The 24,972-nt window shown below is 69.6% G+C and carries 19 protein-coding genes; 5 read left to right on the forward strand and 14 right to left on the reverse strand.

What is annotated here, in order from left to right:
- Positions 1–69 precede the first annotated feature (69 nt).
- Positions 70–435: a hypothetical protein gene (locus tag ACT3TD_RS11305; RefSeq protein ID WP_444615008.1), complete on the forward strand. Its 366-nt coding sequence runs from the start codon at positions 70–72 to the stop codon at positions 433–435.
- Between the two features lie 93 nt (positions 436–528).
- Here the strand turns inward: ACT3TD_RS11305 and ctaD are convergent, their stop codons facing one another.
- The 5 genes from ctaD to ACT3TD_RS11330 all read right to left on the reverse strand — a co-directional run bounded on the left by ctaD (position 529) and on the right by ACT3TD_RS11330 (position 5,122).
- Entirely contained in the window at positions 529–2,238 is a 1,710-nt protein-coding gene (ctaD, locus tag ACT3TD_RS11310) for an aa3-type cytochrome oxidase subunit I (RefSeq protein ID WP_444615009.1), read from the reverse strand.
- A 132-nt stretch (positions 2,239–2,370) separates the two neighbouring features.
- A complete protein-coding gene (locus ACT3TD_RS11315) occupies positions 2,371–3,042 on the reverse strand; it encodes a LysR family transcriptional regulator substrate-binding protein (protein ID WP_441579824.1) in 672 nt (223 codons plus the stop codon).
- A 79-nt stretch (positions 3,043–3,121) separates the two neighbouring features.
- Positions 3,122–3,286 carry a LysR family transcriptional regulator gene (locus ACT3TD_RS11320; RefSeq protein WP_444615010.1) on the reverse strand — a complete coding sequence of 55 codons (165 nt, stop codon included), beginning with the start codon at positions 3,284–3,286 and terminating at the stop codon, positions 3,122–3,124.
- A gap of 93 nt (positions 3,287–3,379) precedes the next feature.
- On the reverse strand, positions 3,380–4,039 hold the full coding sequence (locus ACT3TD_RS11325; RefSeq protein ID WP_301444110.1) for a GntR family transcriptional regulator: 660 nt from the start codon (positions 4,037–4,039) through the stop codon (positions 3,380–3,382).
- Between the two features lie 324 nt (positions 4,040–4,363).
- Positions 4,364–5,122, reverse strand: coding sequence for an SDR family oxidoreductase (locus ACT3TD_RS11330; protein WP_441579826.1), 759 nt, complete (start codon positions 5,120–5,122; stop codon positions 4,364–4,366).
- Between the two features lie 42 nt (positions 5,123–5,164).
- On the opposite strand from ACT3TD_RS11330, the gene ACT3TD_RS11335 reads away from it, so the two are divergent.
- Positions 5,165–5,398 (forward strand): hypothetical protein, encoded by a 234-nt coding sequence (locus ACT3TD_RS11335; protein ID WP_301442604.1) that lies wholly within the window; start codon positions 5,165–5,167, stop codon positions 5,396–5,398.
- Positions 5,399–5,453: 55 nt separating this feature from the next.
- Here the strand turns inward: ACT3TD_RS11335 and ACT3TD_RS11340 are convergent, their stop codons facing one another.
- Together ACT3TD_RS11340 and ACT3TD_RS11345 are read right to left on the reverse strand one after the other, a co-directional pair.
- Positions 5,454–6,419: a diacylglycerol kinase gene (locus tag ACT3TD_RS11340; protein ID WP_301442605.1), complete on the reverse strand. Its 966-nt coding sequence runs from the start codon at positions 6,417–6,419 to the stop codon at positions 5,454–5,456.
- The gene (locus ACT3TD_RS11345; protein ID WP_301442613.1) at positions 6,412–8,037 is read right to left on the reverse strand and encodes an FAD-binding oxidoreductase; all 1,626 of its coding nucleotides are present in this window, start codon (positions 8,035–8,037) and stop codon (positions 6,412–6,414) included. The genes ACT3TD_RS11340 and ACT3TD_RS11345 overlap by 8 nt, the downstream gene beginning before the upstream one ends.
- A 92-nt stretch (positions 8,038–8,129) precedes the next feature.
- Here ACT3TD_RS11345 and ACT3TD_RS11350 point away from each other — a divergent pair, with 92 nt between their 5' ends.
- The 3 genes from ACT3TD_RS11350 (at position 8,130) to ACT3TD_RS11360 (ending at position 11,380) form a co-directional block, all read left to right on the forward strand.
- Positions 8,130–9,740: a glycerol-3-phosphate dehydrogenase/oxidase gene (locus ACT3TD_RS11350; protein WP_301442606.1), complete on the forward strand. Its 1,611-nt coding sequence runs from the start codon at positions 8,130–8,132 to the stop codon at positions 9,738–9,740.
- A 181-nt stretch (positions 9,741–9,921) separates the two neighbouring features.
- Positions 9,922–10,650, forward strand: a complete 729-nt coding sequence (locus ACT3TD_RS11355) for a class I SAM-dependent methyltransferase (protein WP_441578981.1) — start codon at positions 9,922–9,924, stop codon at positions 10,648–10,650.
- On the forward strand, positions 10,643–11,380 hold the full coding sequence (locus ACT3TD_RS11360; protein ID WP_301442608.1) for a hypothetical protein: 738 nt from the start codon (positions 10,643–10,645) through the stop codon (positions 11,378–11,380). Before ACT3TD_RS11355 ends, ACT3TD_RS11360 begins: the two co-directional genes overlap by 8 nt.
- 30 nt (positions 11,381–11,410) lie before the next feature.
- Here ACT3TD_RS11360 and ACT3TD_RS11365 read toward each other — a convergent pair whose 3' ends face one another.
- The 7 genes from ACT3TD_RS11365 to ACT3TD_RS11395 all read right to left on the reverse strand — a co-directional run bounded on the left by ACT3TD_RS11365 (position 11,411) and on the right by ACT3TD_RS11395 (position 24,936).
- On the reverse strand, positions 11,411–13,456 hold the full coding sequence (locus ACT3TD_RS11365) for a glucose PTS transporter subunit IIA (RefSeq protein ID WP_301442609.1): 2,046 nt from the start codon (positions 13,454–13,456) through the stop codon (positions 11,411–11,413).
- Between the two features lie 69 nt (positions 13,457–13,525).
- Positions 13,526–14,461 carry a hypothetical protein gene (locus ACT3TD_RS11370; protein ID WP_301442610.1) on the reverse strand — a complete coding sequence of 312 codons (936 nt, stop codon included), beginning with the start codon at positions 14,459–14,461 and terminating at the stop codon, positions 13,526–13,528.
- Positions 14,462–14,605: 144 nt separating this feature from the next.
- The gene (locus ACT3TD_RS11375; protein WP_301442611.1) at positions 14,606–17,167 is read right to left on the reverse strand and encodes an acyltransferase family protein; all 2,562 of its coding nucleotides are present in this window, start codon (positions 17,165–17,167) and stop codon (positions 14,606–14,608) included.
- Between the two features lie 91 nt (positions 17,168–17,258).
- A complete protein-coding gene (locus ACT3TD_RS11380; protein WP_441578978.1) occupies positions 17,259–19,838 on the reverse strand; it encodes an acyltransferase family protein in 2,580 nt (859 codons plus the stop codon).
- 119 nt (positions 19,839–19,957) lie between these two features.
- Positions 19,958–22,231 (reverse strand): acyltransferase family protein, encoded by a 2,274-nt coding sequence (locus tag ACT3TD_RS11385; RefSeq protein ID WP_444615012.1) that lies wholly within the window; start codon positions 22,229–22,231, stop codon positions 19,958–19,960.
- Between the two features lie 5 nt (positions 22,232–22,236).
- Positions 22,237–24,531, reverse strand: a complete 2,295-nt coding sequence (locus ACT3TD_RS11390; RefSeq protein ID WP_301442659.1) for an acyltransferase family protein — start codon at positions 24,529–24,531, stop codon at positions 22,237–22,239.
- A 204-nt stretch (positions 24,532–24,735) separates the two neighbouring features.
- The gene (locus ACT3TD_RS11395; protein ID WP_301442658.1) at positions 24,736–24,936 is read right to left on the reverse strand and encodes a hypothetical protein; all 201 of its coding nucleotides are present in this window, start codon (positions 24,934–24,936) and stop codon (positions 24,736–24,738) included.
- Positions 24,937–24,972: the final 36 nt, after the last annotated feature.

A 24,972-nucleotide genomic window follows, 5' to 3' on the forward strand; every position in this document is an offset into this window, starting at 1 on the left:
GGGTATGCCGCCAACTTATGCAGCGATACTCTCAGGGAACTCTTGTTTTCCACATGAAAGTGACTCCCCATGAGCCTCTCTCACCGCGTCAAGATCAGCCTCACCGCAGCCGTCATCACCCCCGCACTCGTCTTCGCCCCCAACGCCGTCGCCGCCGATCTCCCCGGTTCCGGCGACACCACCGGAAGCCTCGGGTCACTCAGCTCGCTGGGTTCCCTGGGCAGCAGCGGATCCGGCACCACCCCGGAGGACCCCGACCAGACCACGTATCCCGACTGGATCGAGGACCTTCTCTCAGAACTCGACGGCTCACCGCTTCCGCCCCTGTACCTCATTGAGATCGTCAAACAGTTCAACGAACAGTTCGCCGCCTTGACCCCCGAAGAACAAGAAGAAGTCCTGGATCTCCTCCGCGAGTTGGGATACCTGGACTAACCCTCCCCACACGCAAAGCAGCGGCGCCGGTGGTCAGTTGACCACCGGCGCCGCCGGTGACGGTCAGGCTTTCAGACTGTCAGCAGGAGCCGACTAGAAGTGGCGTCCCACGTGCGCCTCCTCGCGGGCCGTCTTCACCATGTGCGGGTAGTGCAGCTCGAAGGCCGGACGCTCCGAACGGATCTTCGGCATCGAGGTGAAGTTGTGGCGCGGCGGCGGGCAGGAGGTCGCCCACTCCAGGGAGTTGCCGTAGCCCCACGGATCGTCGACGGTGACGATCTCACCGTAGCGCCAGGACTTGAACACGTTCCACACGAACGGCAGGACCGAGATACCGAGCAGCAGCGCACCGATGGTGGAGATCTGGTTCAGCAGGGTGAAACCGTCCTGGTCCAGGTAGTCGGCGTACCGACGCGGCATGCCCATGCTGCCCAGCCAGTGCTGCACCAGGAACGTCATGTGGAAGCCCACGAAGGTCAACCAGAAGTGGATCTTGCCCAGACGCTCGTCGAGCATGCGGCCGGTGATCTTCGGGAACCAGAAGTAGATGCCGGCGTACGAGGCGAACACCAGGGTGCCGAACAGGGTGTAGTGGAAGTGCGCGACCACGAAGTAGGAGTCGGAGAGCTGGAAGTCCAGCGCCGGCGACGCCAGCATCACACCGGTCAGACCACCGAACAGGAAGGTGGCGAAGAAACCGATGGCGAAGATCATCGGGGTCTCGAAGGAGATCCGGCCCTTCCACATCGTGCCCAGCCAGTTGAAGAACTTCATGCCGGTCGGCACGGCGATCAGGAAGGTCATGAAGCTGAAGAACGGCAACAGCACAGCACCGGTGACGAACATGTGGTGCGCCCACACGGCCAGCGACAGTGCGGCGATCGACAGGGTGGCGAATACCAGTCCGACGTAGCCGAACATCGGCTTACGGGAGAACACCGGGAAGATCTCCGAGACGATGCCGAAGAACGGCAGGGCCAGGACGTAGACCTCGGGGTGGCCGAAGAACCAGAACAGGTGCTGCCACAGGATCGCGCCGCCGTTGGCGGAGTCGTAGATGTGGCCACCCAGGATGCGGTCGTACAGCACGCCCAGCGCGGCGGCGGTCAGCAGCGGGAAGATCAGCAGCACGAGCAGGGACATGACCAGGATGTTCCAGGTGAACACCGGCATACGGAACATCGTCATGCCCGGTGCGCGCAGGCACAGGATGGTGGTGATCATGTTGATCGCCGAGGCGATCGTGCCCACACCACCGACACCGACACCGACGACCCACAGGTGCGAGCCGACGCCGGGCGAGTTCACCGCGTCGGCCAGCGGCATGTACATCGTCCAGCCGAAGTCCGCGGCACCGCCGGGGGTCAGGAAGCCGGACAGCATGATGATGCCGCCGAAGGTGGTCAGCCAGAAGCCGAGTGCGTTGAGTCGCGGGAAGGAGACGTCGGGGGCGCCGATCTGCAGCGGCATGATGTAGTTGCCGAAGCCGAAGACCAGCGGACTGCCGAACAGCAGCAGCATGATGGTGCTGTGCATCGTGAACAGCTGGTTGAACTGCTCGTTCGACAGGAACTGCAGGCCCGGGTGGAACAGCTCCACGCGGATCAGCAGCGCCATGAGGCCGCCGATCCCGAAGAAGATGAACGCCATCACGAGGTACATGATGCCGAGCTGTTTGTGGTCGGTCGTGGTCAGCATGCTCCATGCGTGACCACCCTTCTTCGACCGGCCGCCGTGTGGTTCTCCACGGTCAGGCCGGGCGTGCGGGGCGTGCGTCTCCTCGGACGGGACAACGGCAGTCAATGGTCCAAACCTCCTGAAGCGTCGGTGGCGGACTCATCTCCGGTCGTCAACCGGGGCCGTCACACGGTGTCGGTATTCCGACTATAGGTTTGGCGCATTTCCCCTGGTGAAGCCGTTGCGCTTATGGGGTGATCACTTGCCGTTATGCGACCACGACGACACCGTCGTGAGGTACTTCGCCAACGACTCCAGGGACACCGCGCTGGCGGAACCCGGGTCCCAGACCAGCTCGTAGAACATCTCGACCTGGGTGCCGTCCTCGCGCACGATGCGGCGTGAGGACATGCCCTCGCGCACGTGGCGCTCCGGCAGCACGACGGAGCCCATGCCCTTGTTCGCCCACCCCGGCAGGGCGGTGCAGTGGGTGACCTCCATCTCGGCACGCTTCAGCTCACGGCCGGCCTCGGCGAACATGTCCGAGACCATGCGGGTGATGCCGCAACCGTGACGGCACAGGATCAGCTCGCGCTCGGCGAGTTCGTCCACGGTGATCTCGTCGCCGTCTCCCTCATTGGGCTCCTCGACCAGGACGAGGTAGTCCGAATCGATCAACCGGTGGCTGTAGCCCGGCAGCGAACCCAGCGCGGGCACGATGATCATGTCCAGGCTGCCGGCCTGCAGGAACTCCTCCAGCGGGTCGAGCTCGGCCTCGAGCAGCATCGCGTCGTGACCCACGGCCAGGGCGTGCGGCCCGTGGATGGCGTCCTTGAGCTGTGCGACGATCTCCTTGTCGATCTTCGGGGAGATCCCGACCCGCACGGTGCCCGACCTGCTGGAGGTGAAGGACTCCGCCTCAACCTCCATGCGGGTGATGTCCGCGATGATCTGCTTGATCCGCGGCAGCAGCGCCGCGCCGAAGGCCGTCGGCGACGTGCCCCGCGGGTTACGCAGGAAGATTACGTCCGCCGAGGTGTTCCTCGAGCTTGGCGATGCTGATGGACAAGGCCGGCTGAGTGACTCCGAAACGACGCGCGGCAGAGCTGAACGACCCTGCGTCCGCTACCGCGTCGGCGTAGCGAAGGGATTCGAGTGTAAGTCTGGCATTCATGGTGTTCTCATCCTATTGCCGCTGGCCAGCATCATAAAACATTGTCCATAAGGAATACCCCTCCGAGTATAACGACGAGGGGTGATGTGCGCCTCAGGTGCGTATAATCCGGATGAATACCGCACCGGCGTGGGAGGCCGCCGCGGATGCGGCACCGCGGGCGTCACCGATCTCCAGGGCGTCGACGATCGCGCGGTGCTCCCGCACCGCCATCGAGACGTTCCACGGGTCGCTCCACGCGGTGGTCGGATACAGGAAACTCTGGACGTCCAACCTCTCGAGGACGTCGCACAGGGGACGGTTCCCCGAGGCCTCCCGGAGGCGGGTGTGGAACTCCAGGTTCACCCGTAGATCACGTACCGGGTCCGGCGGCGCCCCGAGGTTGGATTCCTGGACCTCCACGAGTGCCCGCAAAGCCGCGATCTGCGCGCTCGTTGCATTGCGTGTCGCCTGTTCAGAGGCCTGCGCGTCGAGAATCTGGTGCAACTCGAAGACCTGTCCGAGCGTGGCCGCGTCCATCTCCGCCACACGCGCGCCGGCACGTGGCCGGTACTCCGCCACGCCCTCCACCGTGAGTTGCTGGACGGCCTCGCGCACGGGACTGCGCGAGACCCCGTAGCGCGCCGCGATGCCGGGCACGCTCAGGGCGGTTCCCGGCGGCAGTGCGCCGGTGATGATCTCCTCGCGCAGGCGCTGTAGCACGGACTCCCCGAGCAGTGCACCGGCACCGCTCGCGTCCACTTGTTCCGTCATGCACTTCTCCTCTATATAGGGGCCCGCTGGCGATACTGCATGTAGGGCCCGACCCTCCCGGCCGGCCTCCGGTCGACAACTTCCCGCCCGCACTACCAAGGATGCCGGACGGCGCCGCCCCTGCCCACCCCCGAACTACATGCAATCTCCACGCGCGGCGGAAAATCAACCCCACCAGCACCATCAGCACCATGCGTACCGCGGTAACCGGCCCCGGGGGCACCGGCGAGAGCACCCGGAGGAGCCCCGAAGTGAGGGTAGCGGGGGGAGAAGATCGGGGGTAGTGGGAATTTCATCGACAGTGAATAAAACTCCCCGTCAGACTCAGGCCTGGTCGGTCGGACGGATCATGACGGTGTCCACGTCCATGTGCGCCGGACGCCCCGCCACCCACCGCACGGTCTCGGCGACGTCCTGCGCGGTGAGGTTCAGCACGTCCTCGTAGACCTGCTGCGCGCGGTCGGCGTCGCCCTTGAACCGGTTGAGGCTGAAGTCCGTCGCCACGCGTCCCGGGTCGACCTGGCAGACGCGCACCCCCTTCTCGGCGAACTCCATGCGCATCACGTCGCTCAGCGCGGTCTCGCCGAACTTCGCGGCGTTGTAGCCGGCCCCGCCGCGGTAGGCGTTGCGTCCGGCGATGGAGACGATGTTGATCACCTGCGGCGCGGCGGTGCGCTGCAGCTCGGGGAACAACGCCTGGGTGACCTGCAGTGTGCCGATCACGTTCGCCTCGTACATCCACCGCCAGTCATCGACGTCCCCGTCGAGCACCGTGTCGAGACCACGGGCGCCGCCGGCGTTGTTGACCAGCAGGTCCGCCCCGCCAAGGTCGTGCACGGCGGACGCCAGGGCGTCCACGCTCACCCGGTCGGTGACGTCCACGGTCGCCACGTGGGTGGACACCTCCGGGGCGTCCGCGGCGATGCGAGCGGCGACCTGCTCCAGCCTCTCCGGACGCCGCGCGGCGAGGACGACGTCCCACCCGTCCGTGGCCAGGGCCACCGCGGTGGCCTCCCCGATGCCGGCGGACGCTCCGGTTACCACGGCGAGACGGCGTTCTGATGTCTGTTCTTTATCGCTCATACGCCAGAGCGTAGTACCTCCGACCGCATAGACTCATCCGTTATGAAGCTCCCGAGCATGCTCAACGGCCCCGTGACCCGCGCCCAGATCAACCATCCCGTGGTCGCGGCGAAGGTGATCCGCCAGCTGACCGGCTCGAGCGGGAAGAAGGGTTCGGACGCGATGGACGCGACAGAGGAGGCTGTGTCCTCTATATCCTCCGCTGCTGCGTCACCGGTCCGTACCAACGGCATCGAGGCTGCGAAGCTTGCCGCCGGAATCCCCGCCGAGCACTGAGCCAAACACTGAGCCAGGCACTGAGCCAGGCACTGAGCGGGGCACACACCCGAACCTACGGCCGGGGCACCAGGTAGCGCCCGGCCCCGGGGACGACCTCGACCTCCATCGGCAGCGGGGCGAAGCGGTCACCGTCGGCGTAGCCGTTGATGTGCTGTCCGCCACGGTCGGTCATCTCGATGCGCACCCGGCGCGCCCGGTAGGTGTTCACCCCACGTTCCTCCACGAAGCTGCCGTCGAAGATCTTCATGAACTTCGTCGCCGCCTTCGCCCGTCCCATGCGCTCGAGCACAGTGACGTCGAGGATGCCGTCGTGGTGGTCGGCGTCCGGGCAGATGACCATGCCGCCGCCGTAGCTGCGTGTGTTGCCCATCGCCACCAGCGTCATGTTCTCCTCGACGACCCTCTCCTCGTCGGTACCGGGGTCCAGAACCAGCCGGGTCGGGATGGAGTGGAAGTTGAGGAACTCCGCGACGATGGCCACGTTGTAGCGCATCTGCCCGCGCGGCCACCGGATCCGGTTGGTGCGGTCGGAGACCAGGGAGTCGAAGCCGGCGCAGGCGATGGTGCCGAACCAGTGCTCGTCGCCGGCGTCGTCACGCATGCGTCCCAGGTCGGTGGTGGTGCAGAAACCACGGGCGATGACGTCTGCCGCCCGGCGCGGGTGGGTGGGGATGCCGTACTCGCGGGCGTGGTCGTTGCCCGTACCTGCGGGGATGATGCCCAACGGGGTGGACGTTCCGGCCTGTTCCTGCAGGGCAAGGTTGATCAGCCCGTCGCCGCCGCAGACGACGAGTGCGTCGATCCCCTCCTCGGCGACCATGCGTCCGGCGAGTTCGCGGGCGCCCTCGGGAGAAGCCCCCTGGATGCTGACCACGTCGATGCCGTGGTCGGCGAAGCGGTCGCGGGCGATGTCGGCGGCCGCCCCCGCCCCACCCTTGCCGGCGTGGGGGTTGGTCAGCAGGGCGATGCGCCGCAGGTCGACGTGGCCGACCTCGTAGGCGTGCCGGCGCTCACTCATCGTCGCCCCCGATCAGCGTGCCGGGGTTCATCACGCCGTCGGGGTCGAGACGGTCCTTCACCGCGCGCAGCACGGCGACCCCCAGCTCGCCGATCTCGGCGGCCATGAAGGGGCGGTGGTCGGCACCCACGGCATGGTGGTGGGTGACGGTGCCGCCGTTCTCGGTCAGCGCTCGGGTCACCGCGGTCTTGGCGGTGCGCCACTGTGCCACCGGGTCACCCTTCTGCGCGGCGACCACGGTGAAGTACAACGAACAGCCCTCGGCGTAGACGTGGGAGACGTGGCACATGATCAGCGCCATGGTGCCGGAGCCGTTCAAAGTGCCCGCCAGCGCCTCGCCCACGGCCTTCTTCAGCCGGGAGACGTTGGACCAGTCGGTGCAGGTCTCCAGGGTCTCGCAGAGTGCGCCGGCGTCCAGCAGGGAGTCGCGCAGCACCGGGGCGTTGAACCGGCCCTGCTCCCAGTGCCGTGCGGGCTCCTCCCCCACGCTCGTGGCCCCCTTGGAGAGCAGCAGGTCGCGGGTCTCGGCGTGCCGGGAGGCGGTGTGCTCCTCGGTACCCTCGTACATGGTGATGCACATGCACCCGGGCGGGGAGCTGGACTCGCCGGCCTTGTCGCCGGAGGACAGGTTGACCGAGGACTCGATCTCGTCGGACAGCCGGATCACCGTGGGCCCGGTGCCGGTCTGCTTCACGGCCCGCAACGCGGCCACACCGGTGGCGAAGTCGGGGAAGGTGAAGGCCTCGTAGCGTTTGACCTGCGGCACCGGGTGCACGCGCAGCCGCACGCGGGTGACCACGCCGAAGACCCCCTCCGAGCCCATCACCAGTTCGCGCAGGTCGGGCCCGGCGGCCGAGGCCGGGGACGCGTGGCCCACGGTCATCACACCGACCGGGGTGACCAGAGTGAGTTCGCGGACCATGTCGTCGAAGCGTCCGTACCCGGCGGAGTTCTGCCCGGACGAGCGGGTCACCGCGTAGCCGCCGATCGTGGCGTAGGGGAAGGACTGCGGGTAGTGGCCGATCTGCAGTCCGTGCTCGGCGAGCAGCAGTTCGGCGGCCGGGCCGGTCAGCCCCGCCCCCAGGGTGGCCAGGCCGGACTCGGCGTCCACCTCGGACAGGCGATCGAAGCGCACCAGGTCGAGGCTGACCACGGCGCGGAAGCTGCGCGAGCCGTCGGTGTCGCCCGGGGTCAGCCCGCCGACGACGGACGTGCCGCCGCCGAAGGGCACCACGGCGATCCCCTCGCGCGAGCAGAACCGCATGACGGCCAGCACCTCGTCCTCCGTGCCGGGTGCGAGCACCGCGTCCGGCGCGGAGACCACGTGGGACGCCCCGGCGCGCCATTCCAGCAGGTCCAGGGAGGACTTGCCGCGGGCGCGCGGCGCGCGCTGGGCGTCGTCGGTGGAGACGTGGGCGGCGCCCACGACGTCGGCGAAGGCCTGCAGGTCGGCGTCCTGCAGCCGTACCGGGCTGAGCGTGACGGCGTCGAGGTCGACCTCGCGCGCGGCGGTCGCCCCGGCGTCCTCCCGCACGCCCATGAGGGTGCCGAGCATGGAGCGCGTCGAGGAGCCCAGGGGCTTCGCCTCGTCGACGGTGCCCCAGAGGTTGAACTTCATCGGCGGGATCGGCAACGTGTCCATGACCACACAAGATACCCGGTCCGCCGACTCCCCGACGCGGAATCCCGCACACCGATAGACTGCAGGTCATGACAACCTTCCGGCCGGACGCCACCCGACTCGACGCCGCCCGCCGCACCGGTGAGGTCACCGGCCTGCGCGACAGACACACCCATGTGGACCTCGTCGTCATCGGTGCCGGCGTCACCGGCGCCGGGGTGGCGTTGGACGCGGCGACCCGCGGACTGGACGTCCTGCTCGTCGACGCCCACGACATCGCCTTCGGCACCTCGCGCTGGTCCTCGAAACTCGCCCACGGCGGTCTGCGCTACCTCGCCACCGGCAACGTGGGCATCGCCCGGCGCTCCGCCGTGGAACGCGGCATCCTCATGGGCACCACCGCCCCGCACCTCACCCACGCCGTGACCCAGGTCGTGCCCGTGCAGGACCGCTACACCCGCGGGCAGAAGACCACCCCGCGCGTCGGGTTCCTCGCCGGCGACGCACTGCGTGTCGCCGCAGGTACCCCGGCGTCCACCCTGCCGGCCTCACGCACCGTCAGCGCCCGTACCGTCGCCGAACTGTGCCCCGCCGTCGACACGTCCGACCTGCGCTTCGGCTACGTCAACCACGACGGTCAACTCGTCGACGACGCCCGCCTGGTCACCGCCCTGGTCCGCACCGCCGCCGGCTACGGGGCACGTGTGGTGACCCACTGCCGCGCCGTGGAGGCCCACGGCGACCGGGTCGTCCTGCGCGACGAACTCTCGCCGGACGCCCCGACGTTCGGCGTGACCGCCGGGGCCGTCGTCAACGCCACCGGCGTGTGGGCCGGGCACCTGGACCCGCAGGTCACCGTGCGTCCCTCCCGCGGGACGCACCTGGTCATCGACGCCGCCGCCGTCGGCAACCCCACCGGCGCGCTGACCGTGCCCGTGCCCGGCCACAGCAGCCGGTTCTGCTTCATCCTGCCCGAGCAGCTCGGCCGCTGCTACGTGGGCATCACCGACGAGGACCTGGGCACGAAGACCATCCCGGACGTGCCCGAGGTGCCGGACTCCGACGTGCGCTGGATCCTCGACGTGGTCAACCAGGCCCTCGCCGTGGACCTCACCACCGACGACGTGCTCGGTGCGTTCGCCGGGCTGCGGCCGCTGGTGCAGTTCAACAGTGATTCTGGGGACTCTGCCGACTCGTCCACCGCGGACCTCTCGCGCGACCACGTGATTCTCACCGGCGAGGGGGGCGACGCCAACCTGGTCACCGTGACCGGCGGCAAGCTCACCGAGTACCGGCTGATGGCGGAGCAGACCATGGACCTCGTCGCCGGTATGCTGCGCGAGTCCGGGTCCACTCCGGGGCCGTGCGTGACCGCCACCACCCCCCTGGTCGGCGCGCCCGGCTCCCCCGGCGTGCAGTATGTGCGTTCCAGCGACCTCGCCGGGCTGCCCGCCTCGATGGTGGAACGCTTCGGCCACGAGGCCCCGGCCGTGCTGCGCACCTGCCCGGTGGAGCGACCGCTGGAGCCGGTGGCCCCGGGCATCGACACCGTGCGCGCCGAGTTCGCCTGGCACGTGACCCACGAGGGTGCGATGACGGTGGAGGACCTCATCGACCGCCGGTCCCGCATCGGCCTGGTCACCGCCGACCGGGACGTCTGCCTGCCCGCCGCCGAGGAGATCCTCGCCGCGGTGCGCTAGAAACAACCCGCGAAAGTACCCCCGAAGAACTGTCTGAACTGCACCGTTAGTCCGTTTGCGGCCTGCTGGATGCCGAGAAGCTCTTGCAGAGTTCTTTTGGAGTTGTGTGAAGAACCCTCAAAGAACCACCCGGCCACCGCGTGCGGCCCCACCACACCGGTCGACTGGCATACTGGTGGGCATGAGTCCGATCCAGCCCATGTCAGTACCGCCAGTACCGTCAGAACCCTCGCCTGAGCCCCAGTCCGGGACCGGCCCCGCGGGTAACGCGACCACCACCTGGGCGTCCGTCACCGGGGCGGACCCCGCCCACTCGCAGCGCTACATCGCCCGGTGGGAGGGCTTCGAGCACGAGGGCAAGGACATCGACGGTGAGGCCCGGCTGGTCGACGCGATGGCACCGCGCCACGCCCGCGTCCTCGACGCCGGCTCCGGCACCGGACGCGTCGCCGCCGTCCTGGCCGCCCGCGGCCACCTCGTCGCCGCCGTCGACATCGACCCGCAGCTCGTCGAGTACGCGCGCGGGCGCTACGCCGGCTCCGGCGTGGAGTGGGCGGTCGGCGACCTGGCGTCCGACGCGGAGGTGCCGTCCGGCCCGTTCGACATCATCGTCTCCGCCGGCAACGTCCTGGCGTTCATCCCCGACGCCGCGCACCGCCAGGCGCTCGGCGTCCTGGCGTCCCGCCTGGCCCCGGCAGGACGCCTCGTCGTCGGCTTCGGCCTGTCGCGCGGGCGCTCCGTCGAGGAGTTCGCGCAGGACGTCACGGCCGCCGGCCTGCGTCTCGTCCAGCGGTTCTCCTCGTGGGAGCTGCAGCCGTTCACCGACGGCACAGAGGGAACCGACGCGAGCGACTTCATGGTCGCCGTGCTGCAGCTCGCCGAGCCCGCCGGAGGTGACCACGATGAGTGAGCCCACCCCCGTGTCGAACTCCGTGGCGCAGGTCGTGTTCCGCCACGACCCCACCGCCGCGCCGCAGTGGACCTACTACGGCATCAACGCGCCGATGACCGGCAGCGCGCAGAAACTCTCCGAGGCGAAGTACGCCGCCAACCGTGACCTGCAGTTCCTCTCCGGCGAGGAGAAGCCGGCGATGCGCAGCTACGCCGAGTGGGCCGTGGACCAGGAGACCAGCCCCGAGGCCATGCCGCACGGCGGGTCCCACGGCGGGCCTCCCAGCGGGCCGGGCATGTTCGTGCGCTCCCTGCAGGACGAGGACACCAACCAGCGCCTGCACCGGCAGAACCTCGCGCAGGCCTACCTCGAGGGGATCCGTTCCACCCCGGAGATCCGCAGCACCCTGCCCGCGCTCGTCGCCGGCGACACCGGTGAGGACGACTCAGGCGAGGACGCCGCAGGTGCCGACGGGAACGACGGCGCCGAGGGCCCGTCCGACGTCATCCTCGTGACCCTGTTCCCCCACGACCTGCTCGGTGACGCGCTGCTGAACCTCACCGCGATGGACACCGTGATCTTCTGCCTGCCCGACGGAGACTCCCTCGGATTCCTGCCCGTCGCCGGCACCGAGGTGTGGCCGACCGACGGCTCCACCGGCATGCTGGAGCGCTTCGGCCTGGACGAGTTCGCCACCGTGCAGGACCTCATGGACGCCAGCGACGGCGACGGGGTCGTGGAGGGCTGAGCCCGCCGCGCCGCCGCGCCCCGCGCCGTCCTACTTCGGCTCCCGGCTCCCCAGCCGGACCTTCTCGACCTCGCGTCCCTTGTCCACGTCGGAGTCCTTGAACCCGAAGAACCAGGTCAGGGTGAACGCCACGGCGAGCGCCACGGCGGAGGCGACGAGGTAGCCCCAGAAGCTGGCGTCCACCCCGTCGTCGGGGTTGACGAAGGAGGTGAAGCCGATCAGCGACCCGGTGAAGCCCCACATGTTCACGTTGAACAGGCCGGTCAGCAGCCCGCCGACCGCACCACCGACGGACGCCATGATGAACACGCGCCCGTACTTCAGGTTCACCCCGTACATCGCCGGCTCGGTGATGCCGCAGAACGCGGAGATCGCCGCCGGGCCGGACAGGGTCTTGATCTTCTCGATCCGGGTGCGCAGGAACACCGCGAGCACCGCGCCACCCTGTGCGACCATCGTCACGGAGATGATGGCGTTGAGGTAGGAGTTCCCGTTCGCCGCGATGTCCTGCGCCACCAGCGGGATCACCGCCCAGTGCAGCCCGAAGATCACCAGCGACTGGTACAGCGCACCGATGACCGTGCCGGACACCGTGGGCGAGAGGTCGTAGAGCCCCTGGATCAGGTTCGCGATGCCCGTGGACACGAACATGACCACCGGCCCCAGGATCAGCAGGATCGCCAGGGACACGATGACGACCTCGAACAACGGCACGAAGATCATGCGCACCATGTTCGGGATCACCCGCTTCAGCCACGGCTCGAGCACGGAGGCCAGCCAGGCGGCGACGATCATCGGGAAGATCGAGTACGAGTAGCTCGCCACGTGGAAGGGGATGCCGAAGAAGTCGGAGTTCAGCGACATACCCAGCAGCGCGCTGTCGCCCTCGGTCTCGGACATGTCCACCAGGCTCGGGTAGCAGAGCACGCCGCCGATGATCGAGACGATGATCGGGTCCGCCCCCAGCCTGCGTGCGGCGGTGAACCCGACGAAGATCGGCAGGAAGAAGAACACCGCGTCGCTCATCGCGTTGATGATCTGGTAGGTGTTCGAGTCCTCGGCGATCAGGTCGAAGTTCAGCAGCAGCGACAGGACGCCCTTGATGATGCCGGACGCCGCGAGCAGCCCGATCACCGGGATCATCGACCCGGTGATCACGCCGATCAGCTCGGAGAACCCGTACTTCACCCACCCCACCGCGGTGGTGGGGCGTTCGCGCGGCTCCGCGTCGGACGCACCGGCGCCTGTGTCTCCGCCGCCCGCGCCTCCCGCGCCGGACGCCTCGAGCCGCCGCTCGACGGCGTCGTAGACGTCCTCCACGTCGGCACCGATGACGACCTGGTACTGCCCGCCGGCGCGCACCACGTCGATGACCCCGTCGAGGTCCGCGACGGCGGTGTCGTCGGCGAGGTCGGCGTCCTTCAGGTAGAAGCGCACCCGCGTGATGCAGTGCGTGACGCTGCGGACGTTCTCCGCGCCGCCGATGTTGTCCAGGATCTCCCACGCGGTGAGGTCGAAACCGTCCAGACCCGCAGGACGCCCCGAGGCTTCCGGCGCTTCCGGCGCTTCCGCCGCCGGCGCGGCGGCCGGTGCGTCCTGCGTGGCGGCCGCGCCGGCGAGGAACACCTGCGCCACCACGTCGCCGCGCTCCGCCTCGCCGACGGTCACGTCGAGGTGGTCGACCATCTTCTTCGAGTTCGTCACCACCACCACGGTCGTGGTGGACTTGCCGGCCTCGGTGATCGCCGCGACGTCCATGGTGGCGATCTTCTGACCCGCGGTCACCGTGTCACCCTTGGCGACGTCGACGGTGAAGGGGCGGCCCTCCAGCTCCACGGTGTCCAGACCCAGGTGGACCAGGTACTGCAGGCCGGAGTCGGTCGCGATCCCCACCGCGTGGCCGGTCTTGGCCACCATCACCACCTCCCCGGTGACCGGGGAGCAGACCTCGCCGCCCGGGGTGTCGGTGATGCCGAAGCCGACCCCCATCGCCTCGCGGGCGAACACCGGGTCGGGGACCTCCGACATCTCGATGACGGTGCCCGCCAACGGGCACACCATCTCTTCCTGGCTCATCTCACACTCCTCATTGCACGCTCCTGGGGTAGCTACGGGATTGCACCAGGCTACGGCAACCGCGGCGTCCTACCGTCTGTGCCAGTCGTGCACGCTGCGGTCCGTGGGGATCTCCTCGACCCGTAACTTGCGGGTGCGCCGGTTGGCCAGGTTGAACAGCACGGTGTCGAGCACCTCCGCGCCGATCTCGCGGGCGGCGTGATCGACGCTGGCATCCGGGTAGCGCAGCAGCGTCCAGCCCCACCGCACCGCCGCATTGCCCTTCCACCGGTCGGCCACGAAGTCCTCGCGTCGCGCGGAGCCGGCCGCATGGTACTGACGACTGTCGATCTCGATGCACACCCGCGCCTCCGGGATGACGATGTCGAAGTAGTAGCCACGGATCTGCGCGTTGACCTGCACGGTCACGTCCACCCCGTCGAGGGCGCTCACGATGATGCACACGGCCTTGTACTCCAGTTCGCTGGCGGTGCCGGTGATCACGCCGCCGGCGAGCTCCACCGCCCGTGCCCTGCGCGACGGCTCCAGGGCGGCAAGATCCTCCGCCAGTCGCCGGTTGCCACGGAACCCGCCGTAGTTGCGCATCAGCAGGGAGCCGCGCATGCTCTCGGTGATGTCGGCACCCTGCGCGGTGACGGCGGTGGCCAGCCCGTTGAGGGTGGGCAGGCCGCGGCGGTACTCGGTGGCGCCGCGGCGCGCGGTGCTGAGCTGCAGCAACGTCCCGCCGTCCCGGCTTCTCCCGCGCGGCACGCTCGCCTGCGCCGGCCAGGCCATGGGCACCATGGAGTGCAGGAACGCCGCGGTGCGTCCGGTGTAGACCAGGCCCTCGCGCGCCCAGGCCAGGGCGGCGAGCACGACCAGGTCAGTGGGTTCCTCGGTGCTGTACAGGCCGCGGACGATGCGGTGGATCGCGCCGCGCGCGCATTCCCCGCGCAGCGAGTCGGGCGTCCTGCCCGACGCGATCAGCTCGGTGGTCGTCCAGAACTTCTTGTCGTTTCCCGCCATGTGCGGTCCCCTCCCCCGGGTAGGACAGCCCCCTGCCGTCCCGCGTTCCCCTCACGCTACCGGGCGACCCCGCGTGCCGTGCCGGATCCGGTGGTTCCGTGCCGCGGGAAGGACGGATCGGGCACGCGGCGCGGGGTCAGGCGGTCACCACTGGGGCGCGTAGCCGTACCCCGGGTCCACGTAGCCCGGATCCTGGTAGCCGTAGCCGGGATCCACGTAGCCGGGGTCCTGGTACCCGTACCCCGGATCGACGTAGCCGGGGTCGACCCAGCCCTGGTCGGGAGCGGGGTCCGGCACGGGGTCGGACGCGCCGCCGTCGCCGCCGTCGGCGCCGTCGGCACCGTCCTCCTCGCCGGGCTTCGGCAGGCGGAAGACGTCCTTCTGCACCTCACCGTCCGGCGAGTCGGGTCCGGGGGACGCTTCCTGCTCACGCTCGGTCTCCTCCAGCGCCTCCGGGTCGTACATCTGCCGGGAGATCTCCGGGGCGAGCATCGCGGCGAAGAGGTTCGTGAAGTGCTGCGCGTCGCGGTAGACCAGTACGTTGCCGACCACGCCGGGGCAGCGTCCGTCGCGGCACACCGCGTCGGTGACGTCGATGTTGGTCAGGTCGAGCCCACGGTAGGCGGCCAGCGCCGGGTTCACCGGTGCCAGCGACTCCTCCTCGTCGACACCGCAGTCCTCGTCGCCGCGATCCTCGGCCACGCACAGCCGCGCGTTGCCCTGCACCCCGGGGGAGTCCAGCACCCAGGGGGTGTCGCGCACGCCCCAGGTGTGGATGCCGGCGTCGGAGAGCTTGCGCACCATCTCCACGTACTCGTTCGGCACCTGGTCGGGCCCGTCGCCCTCGATGGTGGTCGGACGTGTCACCGTCATGAAGATGCCCTCGGACGGCGGGTTCTCGAAGATGAAGTCCTCGGCCTTCTTCTGCCACTCGCGGCACTCGGGGTAGTCCGAGCCGTCCCACTTGGGGATGTCCATGCCGATCACGCAGCCGAGCTTCAGGATCGGGACGATCTTGAAGTTGCGCTGCTTGGCGATGCGCTCCAGCGCCGGCAGGTAGTGCTCGGAGTGGGAACCGCCGACGAGGTACATCGTGCGGTCGGACTCCAGGTCACCGTAGGCGCAGGGCTCGTCCTCCTCGTTGAACCACTTGGTCATCACCAGGTCGGTGTGGCCGAAGTGGGCGAGGCAGCCGTCCTTCAGGGTGTTGGCGAGCATCGGTGCGTCGTCGGACGGGTCGGGCAGGACGGGCAGTCCGTCCGGCACGTCGGCGTCCTGCAGGAAGGCGTTGGGACCGGGGTACTCGGCGGGGTCGACGTCCTGCACGCCGAGCTCGCGGGCCCGGTTGTCGATGCGTGCCTGGGCGACGGGCCCGAAGGCGAACACCGCGCCGGTGACCAGGACGATGACCAGGGTGGCGACGACCTTGCCGCGCGAGCGCAGCGACGCCCGCCAGTAGCCGCGGTCGAAGAGCACCCACGAGTGGTGCGGCTTCTTCTTCTGACGCAGCGGGGTCTCCACGAAGCGGTGGGTGAGCCACGCCAGCAGCAGGGACAGGGCGATCACGCCGGTGCCGACGAGGGCACCGTTGAGCGGGCCGAGCGTGGCGGTGATGCCGCGCAGCCCGCCGGCCTGCGAGGCCGTCGAGGTGGAGAACCAGAACGTCGCCAGGGTCAGCAGCGGCCAGTGCCACAGGTACAGGCTGTAAGAGGTGCGCCCCAGGAACTGGAAGATCCGTCCGTCGAGCAGACGGCTCACGCCGGTGGACGGCGCGGGCAGCTTCTCCCCCGCTGCGGCGGACGGGTCAGACGCGTCGGACGTATCGGATTCCGGGTTGCCGGCGAAGATGACCAGCATCGCGCCGGCGAGCGGCAGCAGAGTCCAGGGGCCGGGGAACTGGGCTGCACCGTCGAGGAACAGGCCCGTGGCGATGATCAGAGCCAGGCCCGCCAGGCCGGCCGGCCAGCGCAGCCACCGCAGTGAGCGCGGGATGGCGATACCCAGCAGCCAGATACCGAACAGGCCACCCAGCCCGATCTCCCAGAAGCGGGAGAACGGCGAGTAGTAGTTCACGGCCTGGTCGTGCTGGCCCAGCCAGGTGGCGTAGCCGAAGCTGGCGGCGGTGCCGATGACCAGCAGCAGGTGCAGCAGGTTCGTGCCGAGTTTCGCCTTCTTGCGGAACAGGGTCGCCAGCAGGGCGATGACCAGCAACGACCCGAGGTAGATCTGCATCTGCACCGACATCGACCAGATGTGCTGGTAGAGGCTCACGTCCCGGTTGATGGCGGTGTACTCCTGGCCTTCACTGGCCAGGTGGAAGTTCTGGATGTAGAGCAGCGAGGCGGAGGCGTCGTTGCCGGCGTTGACCCACCGGACCTCGGCGTAGACCACCACGGCGAGCACCAGGGTGGCGGCGACGACGGTGATCAGGGCCGGGTACAGGCGGCGCAGGATGCGCAGGAACGACTGGACGACGGTGAGGCCTGCGGGGTTCAGCGCGTTGCGGATCTGCGGGGCGAAGAAGAAGATGCCGCCGACGAGGAGGAACACATCCACGCCCGACGAGACCCGTCCGACGAAGACGTGGAAGACGACGACCAGTGCGATCGCCAGTCCACGGAGCCCGTCGATGTCCCGGCGGTGTGAGGCCCGGGGACGCCCTGTGGACGCGCTGGACGTCCCTGGCTGCGAGGAGGAAGAGTTCATGGCGCGCTACAGCATACCGCCCACCGACCCGGAATACTGAACACGCCAGGGCCCCGGAGCGTTACACGGGGGTGTCGGGCAAGGTAATGCTTCAGTAAGGCGGAGCGTAGCCCGGATCCACGTAGCCCGGGTCGACGTAGCCGGGATCGACCCAACCGGGGTCCACGTATCCCGGATCCACGTAGCCGGGGTCGACCCATTCCTGCGCGGGCTCCGGCACCGGCTCCGGCACGGGCTCCGGCACAGGCTCCGTCTCCGGGCGCGGCAGTACGAAGACGTCCTTCGGCGCCAGCGCCGGCGCGGTGGCACCGCCCGAACTGCCGGAACCGCCGGACGCCGCGTCGCCGCTGGCGCGCACGGCGTCCGCCACCACGCGGCGTTGCTCGTCGGCCGGGGCGGGGTCGTACATCTGCCGTTCGATCTCGGGGGCCATCATCGCCGACCAGGTGGGCGTGAAGTGGTTGCCGTCTCGGTAGACCAGCACGTTGCCGACGACCGCGGGGCACACCCCGTCGTGGCAGTAGGCGGCGGTGAGGTCGAGGTGGGTGACGTCGAGCCCGCGGTAGGCGTCCTGCGCGGGGTTGGTCTCCAGCAGTTCGGCGGCAGAGGGGCCGCAGTCCTCCGGTGAGCCGCCGTCGGCGACGCAGAGCATGGAGTTGCCCAGCGACCCGTCGACCTGACGCCACGGGTTGTCGCGCACCGCCCAGGTGTGGATGCCGGCGTCGCTGAACCGGCGCACGGTGTCCACGTACCCGTCGGGCACCTGGTCGGGCCCGGCGCCGGTCCGCGCGGTGGGGCGGGTGGAGGTCATGAACACCCCGTCGGTGGGCGGGTTGTCGAGGATGTGGTCCTCGACCTTGTCCTGCCAGGCGTAGCACTCATCGTAGTCGTCGCCGTTCATCCGCTCGATCCGCGCGCCGAGCACGCAGCCGACCTTGACCAGCGGCAGGATCCGGATGCCCCGCTCGCGCCCGATGGCGTCGAGGGCGGGCAGGTAGTGCTCGGAGTGCGAGCCGCCGGCGAGGTACATGGTGCGTGTCGAGTCCACGTCGCCGTAGGCGCAGGGCTCGTCGGAGGTGTTGTTCTCCTTGGTCAGCACCAGGTCCTCGCCCTCGATGCCCACGAGGCAGCCGTCGAGGGAGGTCTCCGGCAGCATCACGGACTTGTCCCATACGGGTGCGGGACGCACCGGCACGTCGTCGGGGACGCCGGTGCCGTCGTCGAGAAAGGCGCGCGGCCCCGGGTAGTCGTCGGACGTGCCGTCGGTGGCGCCGGAGCCCACGTCCTCCGCGGCGAGGCTGGGCCCGATGACCCGGTCCTGCACGATGCGCTCCGACGAGAGCACGACCGCACTGGCCAGCACGATGGCGGTCACCGTGACCAGCTTCCCGCGGGAGCGCAGCAGCGACGCCCAGTAGCGCCGGTCGGTCAGCATCCAGGAGCGTTCCGGTTTGCCGTGCTGGCGCAGCGGGGTCTCCACGAACCGGTGGGTGGCCCACGCCAGCAGCAGCGAGACGACCACCACGCCGGTACCGACGGCGACGCCGCGCCCGGTGCCCAACGTGGCGGTGATGCCGGCCAGGCCGTCCGACGCCGACTCACCGGTCCCGCCGGTCTCCCCTGTGCCGGAGGTGCCGGCCGAGCCAGCCTCGGCGAAGAGGTAGGTCGCCAGCACCAGCAGCGGCCAGTGCCACAGGTACAGACCGTAGGAGGTGCGCCCCAGGAACTGGAAGATCCGTCCGTCGAGCAGACGGGTGACCCCCACCGACGCGACGGTGCGTCCCTCCGCCGCCGCACGCGCCCGGTTGCCGTCCGGCTCGGCGACGGGCGTGCCCGCCACGATGACGAGCATCGCCCCGGTCAGCGGCACGAGCGTCCAGGGGCCGGGGAACTGGGCGGCGCCGTCGAGCAGCAGGCCGGTGGCCACGATGAGCACCAGGCCCACCACCCCGGCCGGCCAGCGCAGCCAGCGCCACACCCACGGGATGCTGCGGCCGACCATCCAGATGCCGAACAGGCCGCCCAGCCCGATCTCCCAGAAGCGCGACAACGGCGAGTAGTAGTTCAGCGCCTGGTCGTGCACGCCCAGCCACACCGCGTAGGCGAAGCTGGCCACCGTGGCCACCGACAGCGCGCGGTGCAGCAGCCGGTTGCCGGTGCGCGGGTGACGCCGGAACAGCGCCGCGAGCACCACGATGACCAGCAGGGACCCGAGGTAGATCTGCATCTGCACGGACATCGACCAGATGTGCTGGAACAGGCTCACGTCCCGGTTGATCGCCGAGTACTCCTTGCCTTCGGCGGCCAGGTGCAGGTTCTGAACGTAGAGCAGGGAGGACGCCGCGTCGCCCGCGGCCTGCGTCCACCGCGACACCGGGTAGACCGCCAACGCGAGCAGCATCACCAGGCAGACCACGGTGAGCAGTGCGGGGTAGAGGCGGCGCACGATGCGCACCACCGACTGCACCAGGGTCAACCCGGCGGTGTTCAGCGCGTTGCGGATCTGCGGGGCGAAGAAGAAGATGCCGCCGATGAGCAGGAACACGTCCACCCCGGCGGACACCCGGCCCACGAACACGTGGAAGACGACCACCAGGGCGATGGCCAGGCCACGCAGCCCGTCGATGTCACGGCGGTGGGTACGCCGCGACGACCGCCGCCCGCCGAGCACGGGGGCGGGGCCTTGTGCTGGGGCGGGTGGGGGTCCTGGGGCTGGGGCGGGCGTCATCTCGTCGTCGATATTAAGTCGACTCTCAGCCCATTACCCCCACGACACACCGGTGGAGGTGTTCAGGCCCCGAACATCTGCCGGGTGATCTCCGGGGCGAGCATCCCGGCGAAGCGGTTGCTGAGGTGCTGGGAGTCACGGTAGACCAGCACGTTGCCGACCACCGCCGGGCACTGCCCGTCGCGGCACACCGCGGCGGTGAGGTCGAGGTGCGTCACGTCCAGCCCGGCGAGGGCGGACGTCGCCGGGTTGGACGCGGCGAGCGCCTCGTCCTGCGCGACGGCGCAGTCGGACGTCCCTGTGTCACCCTTGTCGCCGTCCTCGGCGACGCAGAGCCGCCCGTTGAGCTGCGTGCCCTGCTCCGCCATCAGCCACGGGGTGTCGCGCACGCCCCAGGTGTGGATGCCGGCGGCGGTGAAGCGGGAGACCACGTCCACGTAGCCCTGCGGCACCTGGTCGGGCCCGTCGCCGGCGATGGTGGTGGGCCGGGTGGAGGTCATGAACACCCCGTCGGTCGGCGGGTTGTCCAGGATGTACTGCTCGGCGGCGACCTGCCACTGCGCGCACTCCGGGTAGGCCTCACCGGTGTCGCGGGTCAGCGGTTCGCCGAGCACGCAGCCCATCTTCACCAGCGGCACGACCCTGATGCCCCGCTCGGCGGCGATGCGGTCCAGGGCGGGCAGGTAGTGCTCGGAGTGCGAACCGCCGGCCAGGTACATGGTGCGCGTCGAGTCCACGTCGCCGTAGGCGCAGGGCTCGTCGGACTCGTTGAACTCCCTGGTCAGCACCAGGCCGGTCTCGTCGAAGCCGGAGTAGCAGCCGTCGTCCTGGGTCTGCGGCATCATCGGATCGACCTCGGTGGTGCCCGGGACCACGTCGAGGCCGTCGGGCACCGGGGCGTCCTCCAGGTAGGCGGCGGGGCCGGGGTAGTCGCGCGGGTCGACCGGTTCGGTGGCCAGGGTGGTCGCCCGGTCCTCGTTGTGGCGCTCGACGAGCGGGCCGAAGGCCATCACCGCGACGCTGGCGGCGACGATCACCATCGCCGCGGTCGTCTTGCCGCGGCTGCGCAGCGCGGCCCGCAGGTAGGCGTGGTCGCCGAGCACGAACGAGCGCGGCGGGCGCGCCGACTGCTGCAGCGGCACCTCGATGAACCGCAGCGTGAGCCAGGCCAGCACCACGGACGCGGCGATCACGCCGGCGCCGACCGCCGCGCCGGTGCCCATGCCGAGGGTGGCGGTGATGCCCTGCAGACCCGCGTCGGACGCCTCGGCGCCGGTCTCCTCCGCCGCGGCCTGCGTGGTGTCGGTGGCCAGGAACGTCGCCAGGGTCAGCAGCGGCCAGTGCCACAGGTACAGGCCGTAGGCGGTACGGCCGAGGAACTGCAGCGGCGCGGTGCGCAGCAGCGCCGTCACGCCGGACGTCGTGTACCGCGTGGTCGCGGCGTCCTGCGAGGTCGCGGCGTCCCGCTCGGCGACGGGGTTGCCGGCCAGCACCACGAGCATCGCGCCGGCCAGCGGCACGAGGGTCCAGGGTCCGGGGAACTGGGCGGCGCCGTCGAGCAGCAGGCCGGTGGCCACGATCAGCACCAGGCCGAGCACCCCGGCCGGCCAGCGCAGGCGTGCCCACGCGGCGGGCAGCGTACGGCCCAGCACGGCCATGCCGAACAGTCCGCCCAGGCCGATCTCCCAGAAACGCGACAGCGGCGAGTAGTAGTTCGCGCCCTGGTCCACCCCGCCGAGCCACACGCCGTAGCAGAAGCTGGCCACCGTGCCGATGAGCAGCAGCACCCGCAGCAGGGCCGTCCCGACCCTCGGCCACCTGCGGTACATCGACCCGAGCAGGGCGATGACCAGCAGCGAGCCGAGGTAGACCTGCATCTGCACCGACATCGACCAGATGTGCTGGAACAGGCTCACGTCCGCACTGATCGCGGCGTAGTCGTCGCCCTGGCGGGTGAGGTTCAGGTTCTGCACGTAGAGCAACGACGCCGCGGCGTCCTCCCCCGCATCCGACCAGCGCACCGGCGCATACACCACCAGCGCGGCCACGAGCGACACCGTCACCACGGTGACCAGCGCCGGGTAGAGGCGACGCAGGATGCGCAGGAAGGACTGCACCACCGTGAGCCCGGCCGGGTTCAGGACGTTGCGGATCTGCGGGGCGAAGAAGAAGATGCCGCCGAGCAGCAGGAACACGTCCACCCCGGCGGACACCCGGCCCACGAAGACGTGGAAGACCACCACCAGCGCGATCGCCAGGCCACGCAGCCCGTCGATGTCGATGCGTCGGACGGTGCGTTTCTTCTCTGGTTTCAGTGCAGGTTTCGTTTCTGCCACGGCGATCAGGCGGCGTCGTACATCTGCCGGCTGATCTCGGGTGCCAGCAGTGAGGAGAACAGGGACGTGAAGTGCTGGCCGTCGCGGTAGACCAGCACGTTGCCGACCACCGCCGGGCAGCGCCCGTCACGGCACAGCGCCGCGGTGAGGTCGATGTTGGTGATGTCGAGGCCCTCGTAGGCCTCCGGCGCAGGGTTCACCGGCGACAGGCTGGCCTCCTCGGCGATGCCGCAGTCACCGCCGGCATCGTCCTCGGCGCCCTCGGCGACGCACAGGCGCGCATTGCCCTGCACGCCCGGGCCCGCCATGTGCCACGGGGTGTCGCGGACGCCCCAGGTGTGGATGCCGGCGTCGGTGAGACGCTGCACCATCTCCACGTACTCCGGCGGCACCACGTCCGGGCCGTCGCCCTCGATCATGGTGGGCCTGGTGGACGGCATGAACACCCCGTCGGTCGGCGGGTTGTCGAAGATGAACTGCTGCACGTTGTCGTTCCACTCCGCGCACTCCGGGTACGGGTCGCCGCTGAGGTGCGGCAGGTTCATGCCCAGCACGCAGCCCATCTTCAGCAGCGGCACGATCTTGAAGCCCTGCTGTTCGGCGACCTCCTCCAGGCCGGTGAGGTAGTGCTCGGAGTGCGAGCCGCCGGCGAGGTACATGGTGCGGTCGGAGTCCACGTCGCCGTACACGCAGGGCTCGTCGGAGGAGTTGAACTGCTTGGTGAAGATCACGTTGGATTCGGCGAAGCCGGAGAAGCAGCCGTCCTTCTGCGTCTGCGGCAGCATCTCCTCCTCCCCGACGGCGGGGTCGGGTTCGACGGGGACGTCGTCCGGGGCGTTGGCGTCGGCGAGGAAGGCGGCGGGGCCGGGGTACTCGGCGGGGTCGATGTCGTCGGCGTCCACGGCGGCGGCGAGCTGGTTACGGTGCTCGATCACCGGCCCGAAGGACACCACGGCGGCCGTGGCGACGACCATCACCAGCGCGCACACCGCGCCGACGGTGCCGCGGCGTCCCGCCACGGACGAGCGCACGTAGGACGCCGACAGCGCCGTCGCCCGTTCCGGCTTGGCCTGCTGGCGCAGCGGGGTCTCGATGAAGCGGTAGGTCGCCCACGCCAGGAGCACCGACACGACCACCACCACGGAGCCGACGAGGAAACCCTCCCCGTTGCCGAGGGTGGCGGTGATGCCGTTGAGGAAACCGGTGCCGCCGCCCGGGGCGGCGACCTCGGCACCCTGCGACATCAGGTAGGTGACCAGCACCAACGCCGGCCAGTGCCACAGGTACAGGCTGTAGGCGATGCGGCCGAGGAACTGGAACGGCGCGGCACACAGCATCGCCGTCACGCCGGACGCTGCGTCCTGCGAGGTCGCGGCGTCCTGCGTGCTCGCGGCGTCCTCCCCGGCGACGGGGTTGCCGGCGAGCACCACGAGCATGGCGCCGGCCAACGGCACGAGCGTCCAGGGGCCGGGGAACTGCGCGGCTCCGTCGAGGAACAGGCCGGTGCCGATGATCAGCACCAGGCCCACGATGCCGGCGCCCAGGCGCAGGCGTGCCCACACCGCCGGCAGCGCGCGGCCCAGCAGCCAGATGCCGAACAGCCCACCCAGGCCGATCTCCCAGAAGCGGGAGAACGGGGAGTAGTAGTTCGCGCCCTGGTCGTGGCCGCCGAGCCAGGTGGCGTAGCCGAAGCTGGCCACGGTGGCCACCACCAGACCCCAGTGCAGCACCTGCGAGCTGGAACGCACGTGACGCTGGAACATCGCCGCCACCGCCGCGATGACCAGCAGGGAGCCGAGGTAGATCTGCATCTGCACCGACATCGACCAGATGTGCTGGAACACACTGACCTCGCGGTTCACCGCCGTGTACTCCTGGCCGAGGTTCGCCAGGTGCAGGTTCTGCATGTAGAGCAGCGAGGCTCCGGCGTCCTCCCCGACCTCCGGCCAGCGCACCCGGTTGAAGATCAGCACCGAGGCGATGACAGCCACGGTGACGACCGTGATCAGCGCCGGGTAGAGGCGACGGAAGATGCGCAGGAAGGACTGCACCACGGTGAGCCCGGCGGGGTTCAGCGCGTTGCGGATCTGCGGGGAGAAGAAGAAGATGCCGCCGAGCAGCAGGAACACGTCCACGCCGGAGGAGACCCGGCCGACGAAGACGTGGAAGATGACGACGAGCGCGATCGCCAGACCGCGCAGGCCGTCGATGTCCCTGCGGTGGCCCCGGTACCTGCTGCCGGACCGGGGGCCGGCCTGTGAACTGGCACCGGGCTGGCGTCGCGTGTGTGTCGAATCCATAGCGCTCACATGGTATCGCCGCCGGGGCCCTACGGCACGAAGGCCCGCCGGGGCGGGGTGGGACGGTGGGGGTCTGCCATCACCCGCTTAGGAGGTGAGCCACCCGGTGAGTTGCTCATCCGTGGACAGGTCGACCATCCGGACAAGATCCCGGTTGCCTTGGTGATTGTCCGCGAGGCGGAGGTGGTCGACCCAGTCGATCGCTTAGACCCGCAAGGGATCAACCATGTCTGCGACGGCGCCGTCGAACGAGTCACCGTCGGCCACGAGCGGTAGCCCCGGAAGCATGGTGCTCCAGCCGTCATTCTCGGCAACGGCCTGGGCATGTGCCGGACGGGCCTCCCCGAGGGTGCGACGCAACCGGTCACGGTCGATAGTGCCCGGTACCGCTGGTTCTTCAGTCATGTCGTCGGTCCTGTCTTGGGCCTCTCGTTGACCTTC

The organism is Corynebacterium sp. AOP36-E1-14, assembly GCF_052377495.1.
GTDB lineage: Bacteria > Actinomycetota > Actinomycetes > Mycobacteriales > Mycobacteriaceae > Corynebacterium.

Excerpts from the sequence above, each read along its gene's own strand:
- ACT3TD_RS11360 (WP_301442608.1), top strand. The coding sequence starts at position 10,643 with ATGAGTGAGCCCACCCCCGTGTCGAACTCCGTGGCGCAGGTCGTGTTC.
- ACT3TD_RS11390 (WP_301442659.1), bottom strand. The coding sequence starts at position 24,531 with ATGGATTCGACACACACGCGACGCCAGCCCGGTGCCAGTTCACAGGCC.
- ACT3TD_RS11355 (WP_441578981.1), top strand. The coding sequence starts at position 9,922 with ATGAGTCCGATCCAGCCCATGTCAGTACCGCCAGTACCGTCAGAACCC.
- ACT3TD_RS11340 (WP_301442605.1), bottom strand. The coding sequence starts at position 6,419 with ATGAGTGAGCGCCGGCACGCCTACGAGGTCGGCCACGTCGACCTGCGG.
- ACT3TD_RS11315 (WP_441579824.1), bottom strand. The coding sequence starts at position 3,042 with ATGGAGGTTGAGGCGGAGTCCTTCACCTCCAGCAGGTCGGGCACCGTG.
- ACT3TD_RS11375 (WP_301442611.1), bottom strand. The coding sequence starts at position 17,167 with ATGAACTCTTCCTCCTCGCAGCCAGGGACGTCCAGCGCGTCCACAGGG.
- ACT3TD_RS11325 (WP_301444110.1), bottom strand. The coding sequence starts at position 4,039 with ATGACGGAACAAGTGGACGCGAGCGGTGCCGGTGCACTGCTCGGGGAG.
- ACT3TD_RS11395 (WP_301442658.1), bottom strand. The coding sequence starts at position 24,936 with ATGACTGAAGAACCAGCGGTACCGGGCACTATCGACCGTGACCGGTTG.
- ACT3TD_RS11335 (WP_301442604.1), top strand. The coding sequence starts at position 5,165 with ATGAAGCTCCCGAGCATGCTCAACGGCCCCGTGACCCGCGCCCAGATC.
- ACT3TD_RS11345 (WP_301442613.1), bottom strand. The coding sequence starts at position 8,037 with ATGAAGTTCAACCTCTGGGGCACCGTCGACGAGGCGAAGCCCCTGGGC.
- ACT3TD_RS11320 (WP_444615010.1), bottom strand. The coding sequence starts at position 3,286 with ATGAATGCCAGACTTACACTCGAATCCCTTCGCTACGCCGACGCGGTA.
- ACT3TD_RS11305 (WP_444615008.1), top strand. The coding sequence starts at position 70 with ATGAGCCTCTCTCACCGCGTCAAGATCAGCCTCACCGCAGCCGTCATC.
- ACT3TD_RS11365 (WP_301442609.1), bottom strand. The coding sequence starts at position 13,456 with ATGAGCCAGGAAGAGATGGTGTGCCCGTTGGCGGGCACCGTCATCGAG.
- ACT3TD_RS11330 (WP_441579826.1), bottom strand. The coding sequence starts at position 5,122 with ATGAGCGATAAAGAACAGACATCAGAACGCCGTCTCGCCGTGGTAACC.
- ACT3TD_RS11370 (WP_301442610.1), bottom strand. The coding sequence starts at position 14,461 with ATGGCGGGAAACGACAAGAAGTTCTGGACGACCACCGAGCTGATCGCG.
- ACT3TD_RS11350 (WP_301442606.1), top strand. The coding sequence starts at position 8,130 with ATGACAACCTTCCGGCCGGACGCCACCCGACTCGACGCCGCCCGCCGC.